General features: G+C 60.5%; 22 protein-coding genes, 1 pseudogene and 1 riboswitch. Of the genes and pseudogenes, 11 read left to right on the forward strand and 12 right to left on the reverse strand.

Features of this window, described 5'->3' with window-relative positions:
• Positions 1 to 30: 30 nt before the first annotated feature.
• Positions 31 to 660 carry a LysE family translocator gene (locus AC0J41_RS21495; protein WP_003228086.1) on the reverse strand — a complete coding sequence of 210 codons (630 nt, stop codon included), beginning with the start codon at positions 658 to 660 and terminating at the stop codon, positions 31 to 33.
• 242 nt (positions 661 to 902) lie between these two features.
• On the opposite strand from AC0J41_RS21495, the gene AC0J41_RS21500 reads away from it, so the two are divergent.
• From AC0J41_RS21500 to AC0J41_RS21510, 3 genes are all read left to right on the forward strand, one after another.
• Positions 903 to 1868, forward strand: a complete 966-nt coding sequence (locus AC0J41_RS21500) for a 2-hydroxyacid dehydrogenase (RefSeq protein ID WP_473013558.1) — start codon at positions 903 to 905, stop codon at positions 1866 to 1868.
• A 33-nt stretch (positions 1869 to 1901) separates the two neighbouring features.
• Positions 1902 to 2900, forward strand: coding sequence for a methyltransferase (locus tag AC0J41_RS21505; protein WP_473013559.1), 999 nt, complete (start codon positions 1902 to 1904; stop codon positions 2898 to 2900).
• A gap of 39 nt (positions 2901 to 2939) precedes the next feature.
• A riboswitch (yybP-ykoY riboswitch) is annotated at positions 2940 to 3064 on the forward strand.
• 88 nt (positions 3065 to 3152) lie between these two features.
• The gene (locus AC0J41_RS21510; RefSeq protein WP_025109317.1) at positions 3153 to 3737 is read left to right on the forward strand and encodes a TMEM165/GDT1 family protein; all 585 of its coding nucleotides are present in this window, start codon (positions 3153 to 3155) and stop codon (positions 3735 to 3737) included.
• 137 nt (positions 3738 to 3874) lie between these two features.
• On the opposite strand, the gene AC0J41_RS21515 is transcribed toward AC0J41_RS21510, so the two are convergent.
• Positions 3875 to 4693 (reverse strand): M48 family metallopeptidase, encoded by an 819-nt coding sequence (locus AC0J41_RS21515; RefSeq protein WP_007967719.1) that lies wholly within the window; start codon positions 4691 to 4693, stop codon positions 3875 to 3877.
• Positions 4694 to 6046: 1353 nt separating this feature from the next.
• Here AC0J41_RS21515 and AC0J41_RS21520 point away from each other — a divergent pair.
• Both AC0J41_RS21520 and AC0J41_RS21525 read left to right on the forward strand, forming a co-directional pair.
• Positions 6047 to 6244 (forward strand): annotated as a pseudogene (locus tag AC0J41_RS21520) (HAMP domain-containing protein); the annotation flags it as partial.
• Between the two features lie 111 nt (positions 6245 to 6355).
• On the forward strand, positions 6356 to 7099 hold the full coding sequence (locus tag AC0J41_RS21525; RefSeq protein ID WP_371262557.1) for a methyl-accepting chemotaxis protein: 744 nt from the start codon (positions 6356 to 6358) through the stop codon (positions 7097 to 7099).
• A 98-nt stretch (positions 7100 to 7197) separates the two neighbouring features.
• Here the strand turns inward: AC0J41_RS21525 and AC0J41_RS21530 are convergent, their stop codons facing one another.
• The 3 genes from AC0J41_RS21530 to AC0J41_RS21540 are packed head-to-tail and all read right to left on the reverse strand — an operon-like array spanning position 7198 to position 8310.
• Positions 7198 to 7821: an SOS response-associated peptidase gene (locus AC0J41_RS21530; RefSeq protein WP_473013560.1), complete on the reverse strand. Its 624-nt coding sequence runs from the start codon at positions 7819 to 7821 to the stop codon at positions 7198 to 7200.
• Between the two features lie 36 nt (positions 7822 to 7857).
• Positions 7858 to 8118, reverse strand: a complete 261-nt coding sequence (locus AC0J41_RS21535) for a putative signal transducing protein (RefSeq protein WP_025109321.1) — start codon at positions 8116 to 8118, stop codon at positions 7858 to 7860.
• Positions 8119 to 8127: 9 nt separating this feature from the next.
• Positions 8128 to 8310: a CPXCG motif-containing cysteine-rich protein gene (locus tag AC0J41_RS21540; protein WP_020799766.1), complete on the reverse strand. Its 183-nt coding sequence runs from the start codon at positions 8308 to 8310 to the stop codon at positions 8128 to 8130.
• 142 nt (positions 8311 to 8452) lie between these two features.
• Here AC0J41_RS21540 and AC0J41_RS21545 point away from each other — a divergent pair, with 142 nt between their 5' ends.
• Positions 8453 to 9616: a 1-acyl-sn-glycerol-3-phosphate acyltransferase gene (locus AC0J41_RS21545; RefSeq protein WP_025109322.1), complete on the forward strand. Its 1164-nt coding sequence runs from the start codon at positions 8453 to 8455 to the stop codon at positions 9614 to 9616.
• Positions 9617 to 9681: 65 nt separating this feature from the next.
• On the opposite strand, the gene AC0J41_RS21550 is transcribed toward AC0J41_RS21545, so the two are convergent.
• Positions 9682 to 9960: a hypothetical protein gene (locus AC0J41_RS21550; protein ID WP_007967709.1), complete on the reverse strand. Its 279-nt coding sequence runs from the start codon at positions 9958 to 9960 to the stop codon at positions 9682 to 9684.
• Between the two features lie 194 nt (positions 9961 to 10154).
• On the opposite strand from AC0J41_RS21550, the gene AC0J41_RS21555 reads away from it, so the two are divergent.
• A complete protein-coding gene (locus AC0J41_RS21555) occupies positions 10155 to 10361 on the forward strand; it encodes a hypothetical protein (protein WP_473013561.1) in 207 nt (68 codons plus the stop codon).
• Positions 10362 to 10554: 193 nt separating this feature from the next.
• Here AC0J41_RS21555 and AC0J41_RS21560 read toward each other — a convergent pair whose 3' ends face one another.
• Positions 10555 to 11139: a YajG family lipoprotein gene (locus tag AC0J41_RS21560; protein WP_025109324.1), complete on the reverse strand. Its 585-nt coding sequence runs from the start codon at positions 11137 to 11139 to the stop codon at positions 10555 to 10557.
• Positions 11140 to 11343: 204 nt separating this feature from the next.
• On the opposite strand from AC0J41_RS21560, the gene AC0J41_RS21565 reads away from it, so the two are divergent.
• Together AC0J41_RS21565 and mqo are read left to right on the forward strand one after the other, a co-directional pair.
• Positions 11344 to 11577 carry a hypothetical protein gene (locus tag AC0J41_RS21565; protein ID WP_003228102.1) on the forward strand — a complete coding sequence of 78 codons (234 nt, stop codon included), beginning with the start codon at positions 11344 to 11346 and terminating at the stop codon, positions 11575 to 11577.
• Between the two features lie 709 nt (positions 11578 to 12286).
• Positions 12287 to 13795: a malate dehydrogenase (quinone) gene (gene mqo, locus AC0J41_RS21570; protein WP_473013562.1), complete on the forward strand. Its 1509-nt coding sequence runs from the start codon at positions 12287 to 12289 to the stop codon at positions 13793 to 13795.
• Positions 13796 to 14028: 233 nt separating this feature from the next.
• On the opposite strand, the gene AC0J41_RS21575 is transcribed toward mqo, so the two are convergent.
• From AC0J41_RS21575 to AC0J41_RS21585, 3 genes are all read right to left on the reverse strand, one after another.
• On the reverse strand, positions 14029 to 14316 hold the full coding sequence (locus tag AC0J41_RS21575) for a PA4642 family protein (protein WP_025109327.1): 288 nt from the start codon (positions 14314 to 14316) through the stop codon (positions 14029 to 14031).
• Between the two features lie 63 nt (positions 14317 to 14379).
• Complete coding sequence (locus AC0J41_RS21580) at positions 14380 to 14859, reverse strand: hypothetical protein (RefSeq protein ID WP_025109328.1); 480 nt, start codon at positions 14857 to 14859, stop codon at positions 14380 to 14382.
• 181 nt (positions 14860 to 15040) lie between these two features.
• On the reverse strand, positions 15041 to 15598 hold the full coding sequence (locus tag AC0J41_RS21585; protein ID WP_016987197.1) for a hypoxanthine-guanine phosphoribosyltransferase: 558 nt from the start codon (positions 15596 to 15598) through the stop codon (positions 15041 to 15043).
• Positions 15599 to 15761: 163 nt separating this feature from the next.
• Here AC0J41_RS21585 and upp point away from each other — a divergent pair, with 163 nt between their 5' ends.
• Complete coding sequence (gene upp / locus AC0J41_RS21590) at positions 15762 to 16400, forward strand: uracil phosphoribosyltransferase (protein ID WP_007912842.1); 639 nt, start codon at positions 15762 to 15764, stop codon at positions 16398 to 16400.
• A 2-nt stretch (positions 16401 to 16402) separates the two neighbouring features.
• Positions 16403 to 17677, forward strand: coding sequence for a uracil-xanthine permease family protein (locus AC0J41_RS21595; RefSeq protein ID WP_025109329.1), 1275 nt, complete (start codon positions 16403 to 16405; stop codon positions 17675 to 17677).
• 107 nt (positions 17678 to 17784) lie between these two features.
• On the opposite strand, the gene hemH is transcribed toward AC0J41_RS21595, so the two are convergent.
• Both hemH and AC0J41_RS21605 read right to left on the reverse strand, forming a co-directional pair.
• Positions 17785 to 18810, reverse strand: a complete 1026-nt coding sequence (gene hemH / locus AC0J41_RS21600) for a ferrochelatase (RefSeq protein WP_473013563.1) — start codon at positions 18808 to 18810, stop codon at positions 17785 to 17787.
• Positions 18811 to 18823: 13 nt separating this feature from the next.
• Complete coding sequence (locus AC0J41_RS21605; RefSeq protein ID WP_473013564.1) at positions 18824 to 19726, reverse strand: TIGR01777 family oxidoreductase; 903 nt, start codon at positions 19724 to 19726, stop codon at positions 18824 to 18826.
• Positions 19727 to 19785 lie beyond the last annotated feature (59 nt).

Consider the following 19785-nt stretch of genomic DNA (forward strand, 5'->3'; position numbering starts at 1 on the left):
CCGCTCCCACATTTTGATCGCAGCCAGTCCTTAATGCATCTCGGTGAACGCGAGTTTCACGCCGATGGCGATCAGCACCGCGCCCATGGTGCGGTCGAACCAGTGACCCATGCGGGCGAAACCGGCGCGTACACGTTGCTGGCTGAACAGCATGGCCACCAGGCAGAACCAGACTGCTGTCGCCACCGCGAGGTAAACCCCGTAACCGGCCTGGACTGCCAGCGGGGTGTGCGGGTTGATCACCACGGTGAACAGCGAGAGGAAGAACAGCGTGGCTTTCGGGTTCAGACCGTTGGTGACGAAGCCCGACGTGAAAGCGCCGCGCGCGGTACGCACACCGGCTTCCTTGTGCAGATCGTCGGTGACGGTTTTCGCCGGTTGCGCACGCAAGGCCTTGAAGCCGATGTACAGCAGGTAAGCGGCGGCGGCCCATTTCAAGGCGTTGAACAGCACGATCGATTGCGACACGATCAGGCCGATGCCCAGCAGCGAATAACCGACATGCAGGAAAATCGCCGTGCCGACACCCAGTGCCGTCCAGGTACCGGCACGTCGGCCATGGGTCACGCTCTCACGCACCACCACGGCGAAGTCCGGGCCGGGACTGGCCACGGCCAGCAGATGGATCAGTGCAACGGTCAAGAATTCGGTCCAGTACATGGAGGCTCCTCTGGGGTCGATCATCAGTTTGGACACATCACCCGACTGCGTTTCCCTGTGGGAGCGGGCTTGCTCGCGAACGGCGTTGTGTCAGACAACCTTTATTGACCTGACACGCCCTCTTCGCGAGCAAGCCCGCTCCCACAGGACTTGTGAGCGCCTCGGGCACTGAGTAACCAATTGTTTCATCTGGTAGGCTCGGCAGATTACGCCTTCCGTTCACCGCACAAAAGGTACAGTTGATGACGAACCCGCGCCGCGCCGTATTCCTTGATCACCCGTCTCTGGATCTCGGCGATCTCGACCTCAGCCCGTTGCGCGCCTGCTTCAGCGACCTGCAACTGTTCGCCCAGACCTTGCCCGAACAGGTCAGCGAGCGTCTGCAGGGTGTCACGGTGGCGATCACCAACAAGATCCGCATCGACGCCGCCGCCATGGCCGCCAACCCCGAGCTGAAGCTGATCCTGATCACCGCCACTGGCACCAACAACGTCGATCTGGACGCGGCCCGCAGCCACGGCATCACCGTGTGCAACTGTCAGGGTTACGGCACGCCGTCGGTGGCGCAGCACACGATCATGTTGCTGCTCAACCTCGCCACGCGCCTGGCTGATTACCAGAACGCGGTGGGCGAAGGTCGCTGGCAGCAGGCGAAACAGTTCTGCCTGCTCGACTACCCGATCGTCGAACTGGAAGGCAAAACCCTCGGCCTGCTCGGTCATGGCGAACTCGGCGGCGCCGTCGCACGACTGGCCGAAGCGTTTGGCATGCGGGTCCTGCTCGGGCAGATTCCGGGCCGACCTGCCCGACCGGATCGCCTGCCGCTGAACGAATTGCTGCCGCAGATCGACGCCCTGACCCTGCATTGCCCGCTTAACGAACACACCCGCCACTTCATCGGCGCCCGCGAACTGGCGGCGATGAAGCCCGGCGCATTTGTGGTCAACACCGCCCGTGGCGGTTTGATCGACGAGCAAGCCCTGGCGGACGCCTTGCGCAACGGTCACCTCGGCGGTGCGGCCACCGATGTGTTGAGCGTCGAACCACCGGTCAACGGCAATCCATTGCTGGCCGCCGATATCCCGCGGCTGATCGTCACCCCGCACAACGCCTGGGGCAGTCGCGAGGCGCGGCAGCGCATCGTCGGCCAATTGACCGAAAACGCGCAGGCGTTCTTCAGCGGTAAAGCGCTGCGGGTCGTCAGTTGATAAACTGCGGCACTTTTTTTCCAAGGAGCAGTTATGGATCCGCGCAGTGAAGTACTGCTTCGTCAGGCCGAGTTATTCCAGGGTTCGCTGTTGTTGGCCGGTCTGCCCGCCGACGATTTGCTCGGGCGTCTGCCCAATGCGTTCGGCTGGTGCTGGCATGCCGGCGATCAGGCCGCACTCGACACGCGCTTCGAAGGCCGCAGCCATTTCGGCGTGAACGTGCCGGAGCGCGAGTTCGACAGCGCGGTGGTGTTTTTGCCCAAGTCCAAGGATTTGACCGATTACATCCTCAACGCCGTGGCCGCGCGTCTGGCCGGGCGCGAGGTGTTTCTGGTGGGGGAAAAGCGCAGCGGTATCGAAGGCGCATCGAAACAGCTCAACCCGATCGGCAAGCCACGCAAACTCGACAGCGCCCGTCACTGCCAACTATGGCAAGTCACCGTGGCCAATGCGCCTGAAGCCAAATCGCTGGAAAGCCTGGCGCAGACTTATGAGCTGCCCTTGGCCGAAGGCCCGTTGAAAGTCATCAGCCTGCCGGGTGTGTTCAGCCATGGCCGACTGGATCGCGGCAGCGCCCTGCTGCTGGAGCATCTGGACAAACTGCCGAGCGGACACTTGCTCGATTTCGGCTGCGGTGCCGGTGTGCTGGGCGCGGCGGTCAAGCGTCGCTACCCGCACAATCAGGTGACCTTGCTCGACGTCGATGCCTTCGCCGCCGCCAGCAGCCGCCTCACCTTGGCCGCCAACGGTCTGGAAGCCGAGGTGCTGACCGGTGACGGCATCGATGCCGCGCCTATGGGTTTGAACGCGATTCTGAGCAATCCGCCGTTCCACGTCGGGGTGCACACCGATTATTTCGCCACCGAGAACTTGCTGCGAAAAGCAGCTAAACATCTGAAAAACGGCGGCGAACTGCGGCTGGTCGCGAACAGCTTCCTGAAATATCAGCCACTGATCGAAGAGCATCTGGGCGTGTGCGCGATCAAGGCCGAGGGCAATGGTTTCCGCATCTACCGCGCCAAGCGTGGCTGAAAATTAGCACTTGCCGAATGGATTCTGCCTAGGCAGAATCCGCTCCGTCCTAGGGGAGTAGTCTCCCACGAGCGCCAAGCTCGTCCGGCATACGTCAACATACTTGATCCTCAGATCATGGCGTATGCGACCCAAGCGTCCGCACCAGACGGATCGCAGGGTTTGACAAGACCTATGACACGCACACCTTACCCGGGGCGGGAAGGCTGTACGTGTCATAGCCGTGTCGACCCGCCCCTTAGGAAAATCCTGATGCTGGACTCGTTACTCGTTCCCACCGCAATCGTTGCCTTGGCCGAAATCGGCGACAAGACGCAACTGCTCGCGCTGATTCTCGCCGCTCGCTTTCGCAAACCCTGGCCGATCATTGCCGGTATCGTCGCCGCGACCCTGGCCAACCACGCGGCAGCCGGTGCGGTAGGCGCCTGGTTCGGCAGTTTCTTCTCAGACGCGGTGCTGCACTGGATTCTCGCTGCAAGCTTCACCGCCACTGCCCTGTGGACTTTGGTCCCGGACAAGATGGACGACGATGAAGCCAGCACCGCGCGCAAGTTCGGCCCCTTCCTGACCACGCTGATCGCGTTCTTCCTGGCCGAAATCGGTGACAAGACGCAGATCGCCACGGTGATGCTGGCGGCGCAATATCCGGAGCTGTGGCTGGTGATTATCGGTACGACGGCGGGCATGTTGATTGCCAACGTGCCGGTGGTATTGGCGGGTAATTTTGCCGCTGACAAATTGCCGCTGACCTTGATCCGTCGCCTGGCGGCTTCGGCGTTCTTCATTCTGGCGATCGTTGCGGTGTACAAGGCGATGCAGAGCAGTGGCTGGGTTTAACGGCGTCAGTCGATAGACCGCGTCATCGTTCTTCGTCGGAACTCCGCCCGGAGACAAGCACGCTCCCACAATGGAATGCATTTCAAAGTGGGAGCGAGCCTGCTCGCGAAGGGGCCATCAGCAGCCCTGAAAATCCATCAGGATTTCGGAGCTTTCTCGTACAGCGGCATCACCTTCGGAATCGCCGCCTGCAACGAGGCGATCCGGCTGGCTGATGCCGGGTGCGTGCTCATGAATTCCGGCGGTGCGCCTTCCGAGGCCTTGCTCATCTTGTTCCACAAGGTGATCGCCGCATTCGGGTTGTACCCGGCGCGTGCCGCCAGCTCGAGGCCGATCAGGTCGGCTTCGTTTTCGTTGGCGCGGCTGTTGGGCAAGGTCATGCCGTAGTTGGCAACGGTGTCAGCCAGCGCCAGGCTGTCCTGACCCAGACCGAACAACGCCCCAGCACCCTGCTTGGCCATCTCGATCCCGTAAGCCTTGGACATCGCTTCACGACCGTGCTCGCGCAGGGCGTGGGCGATTTCATGGCCCATCACCGCGGCGATTTCATCGTCAGTGAGTTTCAGGCTATCGATCAGCCCGGTGTAGAAAATGATCTTGCCGCCAGGGCCGCAGTTGGCGTTGAGTTCATCACTCTTGATCAGGTTGACTTCCCACTGCCATTGCGCGGCATCGGGGCGGAAGTTCGGCGCCTGGGCAATCAGCCGGTTGGCAATCGCCTGAACCCGCTTGGCCTCGGGGCTGGTCTTGTCCAGCACGCCTTTGCTCGACGCCTCGCCAACGGTCTTCTGATAGGACTGGGCATACATCTGGTCGACCTCTTGCGAGGACAGCATGCTGAACATGTACTGCTTGCGCTCCACGCCCACGGCTCCGCCGCTGGTGGTGTTGACCGACTGACAACCGGCCAGCAACAGCGCTGCGCTCAGTGCACTTACAACCAATGTCTTGTTCATTCAAAAGCTCCCTGAAAACATGCCGCGTATCCTAGGCGGGTAATTGTATCGACGCCAGATACAACAGACGTGTTGCATGCACTTTCAGAAGTCGTCGGCTGACCCTGTAGGAAAAAATTCACAGGGCCGCGCAGCGCCCTCTGCAACTGCGTCGCGCACTGATCCATTTGCGACATCCTCTATCCATAGTTCCGCTCAGCACTCATGGCGCAATGCCTGCTGCCGATACAACAGCGCAGACGTCCTCTTGCGTGCGGAGCTCCCATGAAGTTCAAGTCGATCCAGTTTTCCGTCGCCGCCCTGGCCGGCGCCATCGTCCTCAGCGTGGTTGCCGCGCTGGTGCTGTACGCGCTGTTTTCCGGCGCCCGCACCCAGGACATGGTGCAACAGCGCACTCAGGCACAGTTCGAACAAGTCATCGAACAACGCCTGACCTCGCTGGCCCAGACCCAGGTCAGCCAGATCCAGCGCGAACTCGAGGCGCCGCTGCTGATTGCTGGCGGACTGGTGCGCGTCAACGCGCTGCTCGGCACACCGGGCGCCGATGGTCAGCCGCGCCTGACCGTCAGCCGCGAGCAGTTGATCAGTCTGATCAAGGAGAACGTCGAGAAGAACCCGAAGATTCTCGGCACCTACATCGGCTGGGAAAAGAACGCACTGGACCACAATGATGCGGCCTACGTCGGCACCAGCGTGGTCGGCATCGATGCGGCGAACGGGCGCTTCCTGCCATGGTGGTTCCGCAATGACGACGGCACCCTCGGCCTGGACAAACTGGTGGACGTCAACGACCAGAAAGTCCTCTCCACCGGCGTGCGCGCCAGCGAGTATTACCTGTGCTCGAAAGAGAGCAAGAAAGCCTGCGTGATCGATCCGGCGCCCTATAAGGTCGGCGACAAGATCGTCATGCTCGCCTCATTTATTGAACCGATCATGCTCAACGGTGCGTTCCAGGGCATTGTCGGCGCCGACCTGTCGGTGAACTTCATCCAGGAAATGCTCCTCGCTGCCAACCAGAAACTGTACAGCGGCGCCGGGCAGATGGCCCTGATCGGCGGCAACGGCCGGATCGTCGCCTACACCAAGGACCCGAGCAAATTCGGCGAGAAGGTCAGCGACATTCTCGACGCCGAGCAGATCGCCAACATGGCCAATCTCAAGCGCGGCGAAGTCACCTACTCGGTCAACAAGGACAAGGGCCGCATCGAGTTGTACCTGCCGTTCGGCATCGGCCAGACCGACGCCCGCTGGACCTTGATGCTGCAATTGCCGCTGAACGCAGTGATGGCGGATCTGCAGAAACTCCAGGCCGACCTTGATGCCCAGCGCAAATCCGATACGTTCGGCATGGCCATGGTCGGTCTGATCATCGCAGGCGTCGGCCTATTGGTGATCTGGCTGGTGGGCCACGGTATCGCCCGACCGCTCAAGCAAATGGTCGCCATGCTGGATGACATTGCCAAGGGTGAAGGCGATCTGACCCGTCGCTTGAGCAGTGATCGCAGCGACGAACTGGGTTCGATTGCCAAGGGTTTCAACACCTTCCTCGCCAAGCTGCAGGCGATGATCACGCAGGTGGTGACGTCGGTGCAGAGCGTCAGCGATTCCTCCGAACACACCGCCGACATCGCCATTCGCACCAACATCGGCATTCAGAAACAAATGGCCGAGATCGATCAGGTCGCCACCGCCGTGCAGGAAATGACCGCGACTGCGCAAGACGTCGCGCGCAACGCCACCCAGGCCGCGCAAGCCGCCAGCCACGCGGATCAGGCGGCCGGACAAGGCATGCAGATTGTCCGTGACACCTCGAATTCGATTGGCGTGCTGGCGGTGGAAATCGGCAAGGCCGTGGACGTGGTGCAGACCCTGGCCAAGGACAGCGAGAACATCAACGCGATCCTCACTGCCATTCGCGGGATCGCCGAACAGACCAACCTGTTGGCGCTGAACGCGGCGATCGAAGCGGCGCGTGCCGGCGAACAGGGGCGCGGCTTTGCGGTGGTGGCGGACGAGGTGCGCAATCTGGCGCAGAAGACGCAGAAGGCCACCGAAGAAATCCAGACCATGATCCAGCAACTGCAACAGGGTACCCGCGACGTGGTGCGGGTCATGGAAGACAGTCAGAGCCGCACCGACGAAAGCGTGCAGCACGCGGCGAAAGCCGCGCAAGCGCTGGAGACGATTACCCAGGCGGTGTCGGTGATCAACGACATGAACACGCAGATCGCCAGCGCGGCAGAAGAGCAGAGCGCGGTGGCGGATGACATCAACCGCAATGTGATCAATATCGGCCAGGTGGCGAATGAAGTGGCGGGGGGTGCGGATGAGTCGAGTTCGGCGAGTGCCGATCTGACCAAGCTGGCGGAACAGCAGCGGCGGTTGATCAACCAGTTCAAGGTCTGATCCGAAATCGCCTTCGCGAGCAGGCTCGCTCCCACAGTTGAAATGCATTCCAATGTGGGAGCGAGCCTGCTCGCGAAGGGGCCCGCACGGACAATGCATCAACCCGGGGTCAGACACTCCGGCCCGTTGAGTTTCGGATCATTCACCAGGTTCGCCAACACCCGCTCGCGCAATGCGGCAGGTTCACTGGCCAGCAAGCCCTGCAACACATGCAGCGGCGTCTCGGGATCGAGCCAGGCCGCTTGCCCCGCCTCATCGAGAATCAGCGGTCGACGCTGACTGGCCGCCGGCTGAGTGATCACTGCCGCGCTCAGCCACACCTGCTCCTGCACCGGATACGCTTCCCAGATCGCCGCGAAAAACAGCGAAGAGCCCTCCCCCGGCGTCAACCAGTACGGGCGCTTGCGCACGGTGCCGCGCCATTCGTAGAAACCATTGGCCGGCAGCAGGCAGCGACGCAGGCGCAGCGCTTCGCGAAACATCGGTTGTTCGGCCACCGTCTCGGCCCGGGCATGTGCGGGGGTTTTCGACAGATCGGTCAGCCACGGCGGCGTCAGGCCCCAACGGGCGCGGGCCAGCGTGCGCTGGCCATCGGCCTCGGCACGCAGCATCAACACCGAATCATTGGGGGAAATGTTCCACTGCGCCTGCTGATCGGCGGGAAAACCAGGCAGGGCCGCGAAGTCACGGTTCCAGCGAAACAGGGCATAACGTCCACACATGGGGCAACACGACTCAGAAGTAAAACGAACGCCAGCCTAACAGACCAACGTGCCGGGGAAGCTCTCCGGTTCATCGCCGGGCAGCGGCAGCGCGGCATTGTACGCGGTGATCAGCTCGCGGGCGTACTCGGCCTGATCGTTATCGACAGACAATCCCAGCAATCCGAAGATCGGCAACTCGCCCGTACCACCGAGCAGATCGCGGCCGACCAGATGCGCCTCGATGCCTTCGCTGGCAAGCATGCCCTTGAGCATTTCGCCTTCCATCAGGTTTTCCGGCTCGTAGATTCGCTGCATGGGCGCCCCTCACTCGTTTTCGCTGAAAACTTCCAGAAACCAGTCCTCGCCGTGAACCTGCAACACAAACGTGATCGGTCGACAACACACCTGACAGTCCTCGATGTAGGTCTGATCGCCGCCGGACAGATCGACAGTCGTTTCGACTTCCTCACCACAATACGGACATTCGTACAGTGCGCTCTCCAGCATCGCGGTCTCCCAAGTGACTTGTGCGTATAATCGCCGGTCTATTTGCAGGGCTATTTTTGTCTGGCTACTTTTTCAGACCGTGCCCCGCGGCTTTTCGATCAAAACCTTTACTTACCCTAGCCGTTTCCAACAAGAGAGCATGATGGGCGAATTCGATGCCATCCGACCTTACGACGACAGCGAAGTACCTGTGGTACTGGCAAGACTGCTCGGCGACAAGGCGTTTCTAGATATCCTCACCCACTTCCGCTTCCCGCGTTTTGCCGGTGCCTTCGGCTGGATGCTCAAACCACTTATAGCCCATCGGCTGCGTCGTGAGTTCGCCGGCGTGACTTCGGTGGCGACTTTGCAGGACAAGGTCGAGTCCTACGTCGACCACACCATCGAGCGCGCCACCGATGGCGTGACCTACACCGGGGTCGAGCAATTCAAGTCCGGCAGCGCTTATCTGTTCATCGCCAACCACCGCGATATCGTGATGGACCCGGCCTTCGTCAACTACGCCGTGTACCACGCCGGCCTGCCGACGCCACGCATCGCGATTGGCGACAACCTGCTGCAGAAGCCGTTTGTCAGCGACCTGATGCGCCTGAACAAGAGCTTCATCGTGCACCGTTCGATCACCGGCCGTCGCGAAAAAATGGCCGCGTATCAGCTGCTGTCGGCGTACATCAACCACTCGATCCGCAACGATTGCGCCTCGATCTGGATCGCTCAGGCCGAAGGCCGGGCCAAGGACGGCGATGACCGTACCGAGTCGGCGATCCTCAAGATGTTCCACATGAGCCGCAAGGACGAGCCGTTCGGCGAAGTCATCCAGTCGCTGAACCTGACCCCGGTGTCGATCAGCTACGAATACGACCCGTGCGATCAGGCCAAGGCCCGCGAGCTGTACATCCGCGCCACCACCGGCACCTACGCCAAGGCGCCGGGCGAGGATGACGTGAGCATTGCCAAGGGCATCACCGGCTACAAGGGCCGGGTGCACGTGAACTTCGCCGCGCCGATCAGCGAGCTGTTCGAAGACACCAAGCAATTGGCGGTCGAGATGGACAAGCAGATTCTCGGCGGTTACCGCCTGTTCCCGGTGCATTACCTGGCGTACGCGCAGTGGGCCGATGCCGATCCGCAACTGAACGTGCCGAAAGCGGCCGAGGTGTTCCCGGCAGATGAACTGGCCAAGGCACAGGAAGAATGGCAGAGCCGACTGGACGCCTGCCCTGAAGAGCACCGTCCGTATCTGGTGCTGCAATATGCGACGCCGGTGCGCAATCAGTACCGGGTCAAGGCTGGGTTGCCGCTGTAAGCACGCATAGCGCAGCCCTTGTGGCGAGGCGATTTATCCCCTCGCCACAGGGTTTTGCATTCGCTTCAGAAGCGCGTGCTGATCCAGGAGACGATCAGGGCCAGGCCGAGGCAGGCAAAACCAAAGCGGTAGAAGAACCGGTTCATGCGCAACGTCGCCCAATCCAGAATCGGCTCGGCGTTCGGTTGGGCCTGACGTTGAGCGGCGATGCTGGCCATGGCGCGTTGTTCACGACGACGGGTCGCGTGCAGCAGCCAACTGCCCGGGAAGGCCAGTGCCAGCGCCAGCAGGTTGATCAATTTGGCGGGATGGGCGGTAAACAGCGTCATCAAGTGCAGCGACATCACAGACCTCGGAACTGAATCGGTGTGGCAGACGCCCGTTCGACGACTGCGGCGCGGATTCTACCGAAACCCTCCTGCACTACCCTAGCCTTTGCGACAAATAACCTGACAATCGACCGATGGCTGTCCTGTGTCACTGCTTCGTCATTTGGATCGGCCACCATGCGCGCCTCGAAACACACATGGAACGCGACATGCTTCACGCAGAAAACCAGGATCGCCTGTACCTCATCACCCCGACCGACGAACAACAGAGCCTCGTCGGCAGCCTCGCCTTCAATGTTCAGGATCGTCATTGGCTGGTGTATTGCGCCCTCGGCGGGCATCAACATGCGGATTTGCCGGAGGCTGATCTGCTGGCGGGTGTGAGTGTTCTCGACTTCTATTCACAAGCCGCCTGAACAACCCAAATCCCCTTGTGGGAGCGGGCTTGCTCGCGAAGGCGTCGTGTTATTCAACACTGATTTCGACTGGCCCACCGCCTTCGCGAGCAAGCCCACTCCCACAGAGGAATTGTGCAGATTCGAACTCTGTGGCCGCAAAAAAGCCCGGGGCCATTGCTGGCACCGGGCTTTTTTACAGCTGCCGAAAAGCTTATTCGGCGAGGATCTGACCCACGGTCGGGTCCTTGAACAGACGGGTCAAGGCGTCGCTCAACACGTCGCTGACCAGCTTGGTGTTGGTTTCCTGGTTAGGCGCCATGCCGAAACGCTGGTCCAGCGAAGCACCGTAACGGCCGCTGTAACGACGGTTGCCGCTCTGCACGTCGGAACGGAAGGTCGCGCCGATGGTAGCTTCGGTCACGTACATGCCTTCTTTGGGCGACTGGTACTTCAGCTCGGTCAGGGTCACGGTCAGCTGCGGCGCGTTCATCGCGTTGCTGGTCGGGGTGAAGCCGAGCAGACGCACGGCGGCTTCAGCCTGAGCCTGCAACTTGGGCAGGATCTGCTCGCGCTGCACGGTGATGGCGCTGGTTTCCGGGTACAGGCCGCCACGGGTGCCGAGGGTTGGCGACGGACGACCGTCAACCACGCGCACCACCACTTGCTGGCCATGACCGACCGGCGCCAGCTGCGTGGTCAGCTTCGGTTCCGGGCTCAGTTGTTGCGGGCTGTGGGCGCAGCCAACCAGCGTCAAACTGGTCACAGTGATCAAACCGAACAACAGGCGTTGCAACATGCTCTTTTCTCCAGAATCAGGCACAAACAGGCCGGCAGTATAGCGGTGGGCCACTGTGGGTCACCAGCACTCGACAGTGAATACTCAAATGTCTGACAAACCCTTGGGAAAGCGGTTCCTGTCACAGATTATTCACCGCCCATACACCTTGGCGTCACGGCTGCCTGGCAAGCTTCAAAGCAGTCCTCCAACAAGGTACTCGCCATGCGTTATCTGATCTCGTTGTTCGCCCCACGTCCGCTGCACCGCAGCTTTGCCCTGCTCGACCGCAACGGCCACTGCCAGGCATTCAAGCAGTGCAGCCTGCAACCGATGGGCGACGGTTGGGTGGAAATCGAAGAAATCCGCCTCAACTGGTTGCACCAACCACTGCCCGCCAGCGCCCGCGTCATACCGTCGCAGCCCCGCGCACGGGTACAGGCGATGTTGAGCATCTGACCGGATGCCTAATAAAAGTCATTAAACACGAGCAACTGCCCGCATTTCTTCGATACAATCTCCCCCCGATTATAAGGACGTCTCCTGATCGGGCCCCGCAACAGCGTCAATGCGCTTGCATCGACATCAAAATCGCCCACAGAGAGCCGCCCACACAGATCGAGTGAAGTTGGCGCGCTTGCCTGTTCTTCCGGCAAAAACCCCGCTTTTCGCGAATCTGCAGAGCTGTCATGACGCTCGGCCACCGCGTTGTTTTGCCCTTGCGGGCAGGGTGCCAGGCCTGGACAGCCCTTTTTTGAGGTTCACGTCTTCAAAAGAGCGTGAAAAAAACGGGTTTTCACAACTTCACAAGAGTGTGGCGAGCAAATGAAAAGTTTTGCGTCTGAACATGCACCATTAGCGTCTGAAACAGCCCAACGACACGGGACCGGGTATACCTCGAATATCGGAGCCTGAAGCCTGTCCGCTACGGATTTGGTTGCACAAAAACGGATGTCTCGACCATAAGTCGAATTGCCAGCCGCGTGCTGAAATGAGTTCATGGAGCTCTTGAAGCCAGGCCGCACGCATCCGTCGAAGTTGCGAAAAATTGCGAAGATTCGGACATGGCGAACCTGGCCATGGGTATCTGGGGCGCAACTGACCTGCCCCGTCACTCCCTGGCAGCCATGCCGACAATTTGGTGCTGCAGATTTTGGAGACGCGTTAAATGGCGCATAACGAAGCAGTCGACGTAGTTCTGGTTGGGGCCGGCATCATGAGTGCCACCCTGGCAGTACTGCTCAAAGAGCTCGACCCGGCGATCAAGCTGGAAGTCGTCGAGTTGATGGATTCCGGTGCGGCGGAGAGTTCCAACCCGTGGAACAACGCCGGTACCGGCCACGCCGGCCTGTGCGAGCTGAACTACACGCCGCAAGCGGCCGACGGCAGCGTCGACATCAAGAAAGCCGTGCACATCAACACCCAGTTCGAAGTGTCCAAGCAGTTCTGGTCATACCTGACGAAGAAAGGCACCTTTGGCTCGTGCAAATCCTTCATCAGCCCGGTGCCGCACCTGAGCTTCGTGCAGGGTGACAAAGGCGTTTCCTTCCTCAAGGAACGTTTTGACGTGCTGCACAAGCATCACGCGTTCTCCGATATGGAGTACACCGAAGACAAGGCCAAAATGGCCGAGTGGATGCCGCTGATGATGCCGGGCCGCTCGCCGGATGAAGTGCTGGCCGCCACCCGCGTGATGAACGGCACCGACGTCAACTTCGGCGCCCTGACCAATCAGTTGCTCAAGCACCTGACCAGCGCTCCCGACACCCAGGTCAAATACTGCAAGCGCGTGACCGGCCTCAAGCGTAACGGCGCCGGCTGGACCGTCAGCATCAAGGACGTCAACAGCGGCAGCAGCCGTGAAGTCGATGCCAAGTTTGTTTTCCTCGGCGCTGGCGGTGCGGCGCTGCCGTTGCTGCAGGCTTCGGGCATCGAAGAAAGCAAAGGCTTCGGCGGCTTCCCGATCAGCGGCCAGTGGCTGCGTTGCGACAACCCGGAAGTGGTCAAACAGCACCAGGCCAAGGTTTACAGCCAGGCCGCAGTGGGTTCGCCACCGATGTCGGTGCCACACCTGGACACCCGCGTGGTCGACGGCAAGAAATCCCTGCTGTTTGGACCATACGCCGGTTTCACCACCAAGTTCCTCAAGCACGGCTCCTTCATGGACCTGCCGATGTCGGTGCGCGCCGGCAACATCGGGCCGATGCTGGCCGTGGCGAAAAACAACATGGACCTGACCAAGTACCTGGTCAGCGAAGTGATGCAATCGATGGAGCAGCGCCTGGATTCGCTGCGCCGCTTCTACCCCGAGGCGAAAGCCGAAGACTGGCGCCTGGAAGTGGCCGGTCAGCGGGTGCAGATCATCAAGAAAGACCCGAAAAAGGGCGGCATCCTGCAATTCGGTACCGAACTGGTCGCGGCCAAGGACGGCTCCCTCGCCGCCCTGCTCGGCGCTTCGCCAGGTGCTTCGGTAACCGTTTCGATCATGCTGGAACTGATCGAGAAATGCTTCCCGGCCAAGGCCAAGGGTGAATGGGCTGCCAAACTGGCCGAGATCTTCCCGGCCCGCGAGAAAGTCCTGGAGACCGATGCTGCGCTGTATCGCAAGATCAACACGCAGAACAACATCGCGCTGGAACTGGTTGAAGAAAGCAGCGAGACCCCAAGCTTCGCTTGATCACGCCGCATGAAAAACGCCCCGTACTCAGTGAGTGCGGGGCGTTTTTTTTAGTCAGCCACAAAATCCATGGTGTGAGTTACATCGCTTTCGCGAGCAAGCCCGCTCCCACATTTTGATCTCTGTTGCCACACATCTTGTGTACACAGGAGATCCACCGTGGGAGCGGGCTTGCTCGCGAAGGGCTCAGAACCAATACCAGCCTATCCGGCAAAAATCTGTTGAGCCAACGGTCAGGTGCGGGACTTTTCGATCAGCTCGATGTAGTCCGGCGCATTGCGCTGATCCGCGATCAGGTCAACGAAGGTCTTGCCCTGCTCGTCTTTGCCATCAACGTCATAACCGGCCTCGACGAAGAAGCCCAGAAAGCGCTCGAAGTCGTCGATGCGCAGGCCACGGTAAGCCTTGATCAGTTTGTGCAGCGACGGCGAAGTGGCGTCGACCGGCTCAAAATCGAGGAACAGCTTGATCTGCTCATCGCCGATCTCGTCACCAATCACCTGTTTCTTATCTTTACGCATTGCCGACTCCAGCTCGCAGACATTACACGGGGCGGGCAGTTTACCCCTGCCCGGGCGCCCGGCTCAACGCGATCGAACGGCCCCGGTGTGCAAATCGGCCCAGATATGGCCGTTGGCGTAACCGAGGAACTGCACATACACCGTGTCGTTGCGCAGCAGATCGATCACCACCCGGTACTGGGCCAGCGGGTAATACAGCGTCAGGGTTTTGCGCTTGTCGTCGTACACCGGTTTTTTCAGGCTTTTGCTTTCGCCATCGAAGTTGAGCAGGACCTGCGTGATGGTCGCGCCCTTGTTCAGGGACTTGCCCTTGAGGCGGATCATCAGCGGCGAAGTGACCGGGATCGGTTGCTGATTGGACTGGCGCTGTGCGCCGACCACCACGGAATAATCGGTGACTTGCAGCAATTGTTGCTGTTCCGGTTCAGCATCGCGCAGGGTCAGGTCGTCCGGCGGCAGGAATTGGCTATGCATCGGCGCGGCGGCCAGCGGCAGGCTGAGGGTCAGCAAGAGGGCGGCAAAGCTGCGGGTCAGAAGGCGCATGACTGGCTCCGGAGGGCGGGGCCGAGCACTCTAGCATGGGTATCGCGGATGGATCAGCACACACAAAACAACTGCGGGAGCGAGCCTGCTCGCGAAAGCGGTGTGTCAGCTTTCAATGATGCTGACTGACACGACGCCTTCGCGAGCAAGCCCGCTCCCACAGGGGGATGCTGCAGGGTTCTTACATGCCTTTAACGGCAAAGATCCCGTTGGCGTTGCGCCAGTAGCCTTTGTAGTCCATGCCGTAACCGAAGATGTAACGGTCAATGCACGGCAGGCCGACGAAGTCTGCTTTCAGATCAGGACGCGCCTTGCGGTCGTGATCCTTGTCGATCAGCACAGCGGTGTGCACCTTGCGCGCGCCAGCGTGTTTGCAGAAGTCGATGATTGCGCCCAGGGTGTGACCTTCGTCGAGGATGTCGTCGATGATCAGCACGTCACGGTCGATGAACGAAACTTCCGGCTTGGCCTTCCAGAACAGGTCGCCACCGCTGGTTTCATTGCGATAACGCGTGGCGTGCAGGTAGGACGCTTCCAGCGGGAACTGCAGGTGAGTCAGCAGCTTGCCGGAGAAGATCAGGCCGCCGTTCATCACGCAGAACACCACCGGGTTGCTGTCAGCCAGTTGTTCGTTGATTTGTGCACCGACACGGGCGATGGCCGCCTCGACTTCAGATTCGGTGTACAGGCAGTCAGCCTCTCGCATGATTTGACGGATATGCTCGAGATCAGCGGACATGGCGCTCTCCAGGGGGTGGCGGAATTGGAAAAGCGGGCAAAGGTACGCATCCATCGAGGCCGAATCAAGCCTTTATGGACTAACGTACTGTATGTCCTATAGGACATCACCCTCGGATAGATTAATCTAGGCCGGTTTTTTTGCCTGCCGCCGGAGTTTTTCCATGCCCATCCTCGAGATCCGCCATCCGCTGATCCGCCATAAACTCGGCCTGATGCGCCGCGCTGACATCAGCACCAAGAATTTCCGTGAGCTTGCTCAGGAAGTCGGCGCCCTGTTGACCTATGAAGCTACAAAAGATTTGCCGCTGGAGTCCTACGATATTGCAGGCTGGTGCGGCACCGTGTCGGTCGAGAAAATCGCCGGCAAGAAGATCACCGTCGTGCCGATCCTGCGCGCCGGTATCGGCATGCTCGAAGGCGTGCTGAGCCTGATCCCGGGGGCCAAGGTTTCCGCTGTGGGCGTTGCCCGCAACGAAGAGACCCTGCAAGCGCACACCTATCTGGAGAAACTGGTTCCAGAAATCGACGAACGGCTGGCGATGATCATCGACCCGATGCTCGCCACCGGCAGCTCGATGGTTGCGACCATCGACCTGCTGAAAAAGGCTGGCTGCAAGGATATCCGCGCGATGGTGCTGGTTGCCGCGCCGGAAGGTATTGCTGCAGTAGAAAAAGCTCACCCGGACGTGACCATCTATACCGCGTCCATCGATGAGCGCTTGAACGAGCACGGCTACATCATTCCTGGGCTTGGCGATGCGGGTGACAAGATCTTCGGCACCAAGCAGAAGGACGCGTAACCATGCAGCAAGAGTTCAACGATCCGCTCTGGCGTACGGTGTTGTCCGGCGCCCAGATGCTGTTCGTGGCTTTCGGCGCTCTGGTGCTGATGCCGCTGATCACGGGCCTGGACCCGAACGTGGCACTGTTCACCGCAGGTCTGGGAACGATCCTGTTCCAGATCGTCACCGGGCGTCAGGTGCCGGTGTTCCTCGCGTCGAGCTTCGCTTTCATCACCCCGATCATTCTCGCCAAGGGCCAGTTCGGCCTCGCCGCGACCATGGGCGGCGTGATGGCAGCCGGTTTCGTCTACACCTTCCTGGGCCTGGCCGTGAAGATCAAGGGCACAGGCTTCATTGACCGTCTGTTGCCGCCCGTGGTGATTGGCCCGGTGATCATTTCCATCGGCCTGGCCATGGCGCCGATTGCCGCGAACATGGCGATGGGCAAGGCTGGCGACGGTTCCGAACTGATCCACTACCAGACCGCGATGATGATCTCGATGCCGGCGCTGCTGACCACGTTGATCGTGGCAGTGTTCGGCAAAGGCATCTTCCGTCTGGTGCCGATCATTTCCGGCGTGCTGGTCGGTTTCGCCATGTCGTTCTATTTCGGCGTGGTCGATACCGCGAAGATTGCCGCTGCGCCATGGTTTGCGATTCCGCACTTCACCGCGCCGGAGTTCAACTGGCAGGCGATTCTGTTCATTGTTCCGGTGGCGTTGGCTCCGGCCATCGAGCACATCGGCGGCGTGATCGCCGTGGGCAGCGTGACCGGTCGCGATTACCTGAAGAAGCCAGGCCTGCACCGCACCCTGCTCGGTGACGGTATCGCCACCACCGCAGCCGGCCTGTTCGGCGGACCGCCAAACACCACCTACGCCGAAGTGACTGGCGCGGTGATGCTGACCAAGAACTACAACCCGAAAATCATGACCTGGGCGGCGATCTTCGCCATCACCCTGGCGTTCATCGGCAAGTTCGGCGCGCTGCTGCAAAGCATTCCAGTGCCGGTGATGGGCGGGATTCTGTGCCTGTTGTTCGGCTCGATCGCGGCGGTGGGGATGAACACCCTGATCCGTCACAAGATCGACCTGGGCGAGGCGCGCAATCTGGTGATCGTTTCGGTGACGCTGGTATTCGGTATCGGCGGTGTGCTGGTCGGCACCGGCACTGGCCCGGACGACTTCGGCCTCAAAGGCATCGCGCTGTGCGCGGTGGTGGCGATTGCGCTGAACCTGATTCTGCCGGGTAACGATGGCTGGAAGAACAAGAAGGCGGATGAACCGCTGATCTAAGGTTTTAGATCCTTGTTGTCTGACCGATAGCATTCGCGAGCAAGCCCGCTCCCACCTGGATCACGCTGTACCGGTGGAAGCGGGCTTGCTCGCGAAGCTTTTGACTTTTAAAGGGCCAACGGCGCTCGTTCACACAAGGTGGCCAATGCCTTCGCCCATTGCGGGTCGTCATTCAGGCACGGCACCAGCACCAACTCCTCGCCCCCTGCTTCGCGAAACTGTACCTTGCCGCGATCACCGATCTCTTCCAGTGTCTCGATGCAATCGGCGACAAACGCCGGGCACATCACCAGAATCTTCTTCACCCCGTTTTTTGCCAGCTCATCGAGCCGCGCTTCGGTGTAGGGTTCGATCCACTTGGCTCGCCCCAGCCGCGACTGAAACGACACCGACCATTTGCCATCGGCAACGCCCGCGCGCTTGGCGAACTCGGCTGCCGTACGCAAACACTGGGCGCGGTAGCAGGTGGCGAGGACTGCCGGCGAAGCATTCTTGCAGCAGTCCGCGTTTTTGAAGCAGTGCTTGCCGGTCGGATCGAGCTTGGTCAGGTGCCGCTCGGGCAAACCGTGGAAGCTCAGCAGCAAATGATCGTAGTCCTGCTGCAAATGCGGTTTCGCACTGGCAACCAAGGCGTCGAGGTATTCCGGCTGATCGTAAAACGGTTGCAGGATCGAGAGTTTCACATCGAGTTTATGCTCGCGGATCACCCGCTTGGCCTCTTCGATCACCGTGGTGGTGGTGCTGTCGGCGAACTGTGGATAAAGCGGCGCCAGGGTAATGCGCTTGTGCCCCGCAGCCACCAACTGCAGCAACTTCGTTGCAATCGACGGTTCGCCATAACGCATCGCCAGTTCCACCGGACCATGGGACCACTGCGAGGTCATCTGTTGTTGCAGGCGACGGCTGAGCACCACCAGTGGCGAGCCCTCCTCCCACCAGATCGAGGCGTAGGCGTGGGCCGATTGCTCGGGACGCTTGATCAGAATCAGCGACACCAACAGACGCCGCACCGGCCACGGCAGGTCGATCACATACGGGTCCATCAGAAATTGATTGAGGTAGCTGCGTACATCGGCCACCGAGGTAGAGGCCGGAGAACCCAGGTTGACCAGAAGCAAGGCGTGATCGGTCATGCATCGTCCTATTTCAAAGGCGGCCGGAGAGCTCATCCAGGGCCGCGCGCAAATCCGTGAACTGGAAAGTGAAACCCGCTTCCAGCAAGCGTGCCGGCATGGCCCGTTGGCCACCCAGCAACAACAATGACATTTCGCCAAGCCCGACTTTCAGCGCCAGTGCCGGCATCGGCATGAATGCCGGGCGGTGCAACACACTGCCCAATGTCTTGGCAAACTCGCGATTGCGCACCGGTTTCGGTGCGCAGGCATTATAAGGACCGCTCGCCTGATTGCGGTGCAGAAGAAAATCAATCAGGCCGATTTGGTCTTCGATGTGTATCCACGGCATCCACTGCCGGCCATTGCCCAGCGGCCCGCCCAGCCCGAGTTTGTACGGCAGCAACAGCCGCGACAAAAAGCCGCCCTCGGCCGACAGCACCAGCCCGGTCCGCACCAGCACCACACGAATGCCCTGTGCTTCGGCACGTTGCGCAGTCTCCTCCCAGGCGATGCACAACTGGCTGGCGAAATCGTCGATCACCGGCGGCGAATCTTCTGTCAGCTCACGTTCACCGCCGTCGCCGTACCAGCCGACTGCCGAGCCAGAGATCAGCAGCTGCGGTTTCTGCTCGCGTGCTTCCAGCCAGGCCAGCAGTGTTTCGGTCAGGGTGATGCGGCTGCTCCACAACAACGCCTTGCGCCGGTGGGTCCATGGCCGATCAGCAATCGGCGCGCCGGCCAGGTTGATGATCGCGTCCAGCGGCTCGTTACCGAGATCTTCCAGACGCGCAATCCCACGCACCTGCGCACCACAGATTTTCGCGACTGTTTCCGGGCGCCGACTCCACACCGTCAACTGGTGCCCCTGCCCTGACCAATAGCGACAGAGCTGACGACCTATCAAACCAGTACCGCCGGTCAGCAATATGCGCATGACATCTTCCTCGCGTGGCGTTTTACCCGGATCACTAGTCTATTTTTATAAGCAGGGAT

This window comes from Pseudomonas sp. Arb-4-2C (assembly GCF_055755015.1).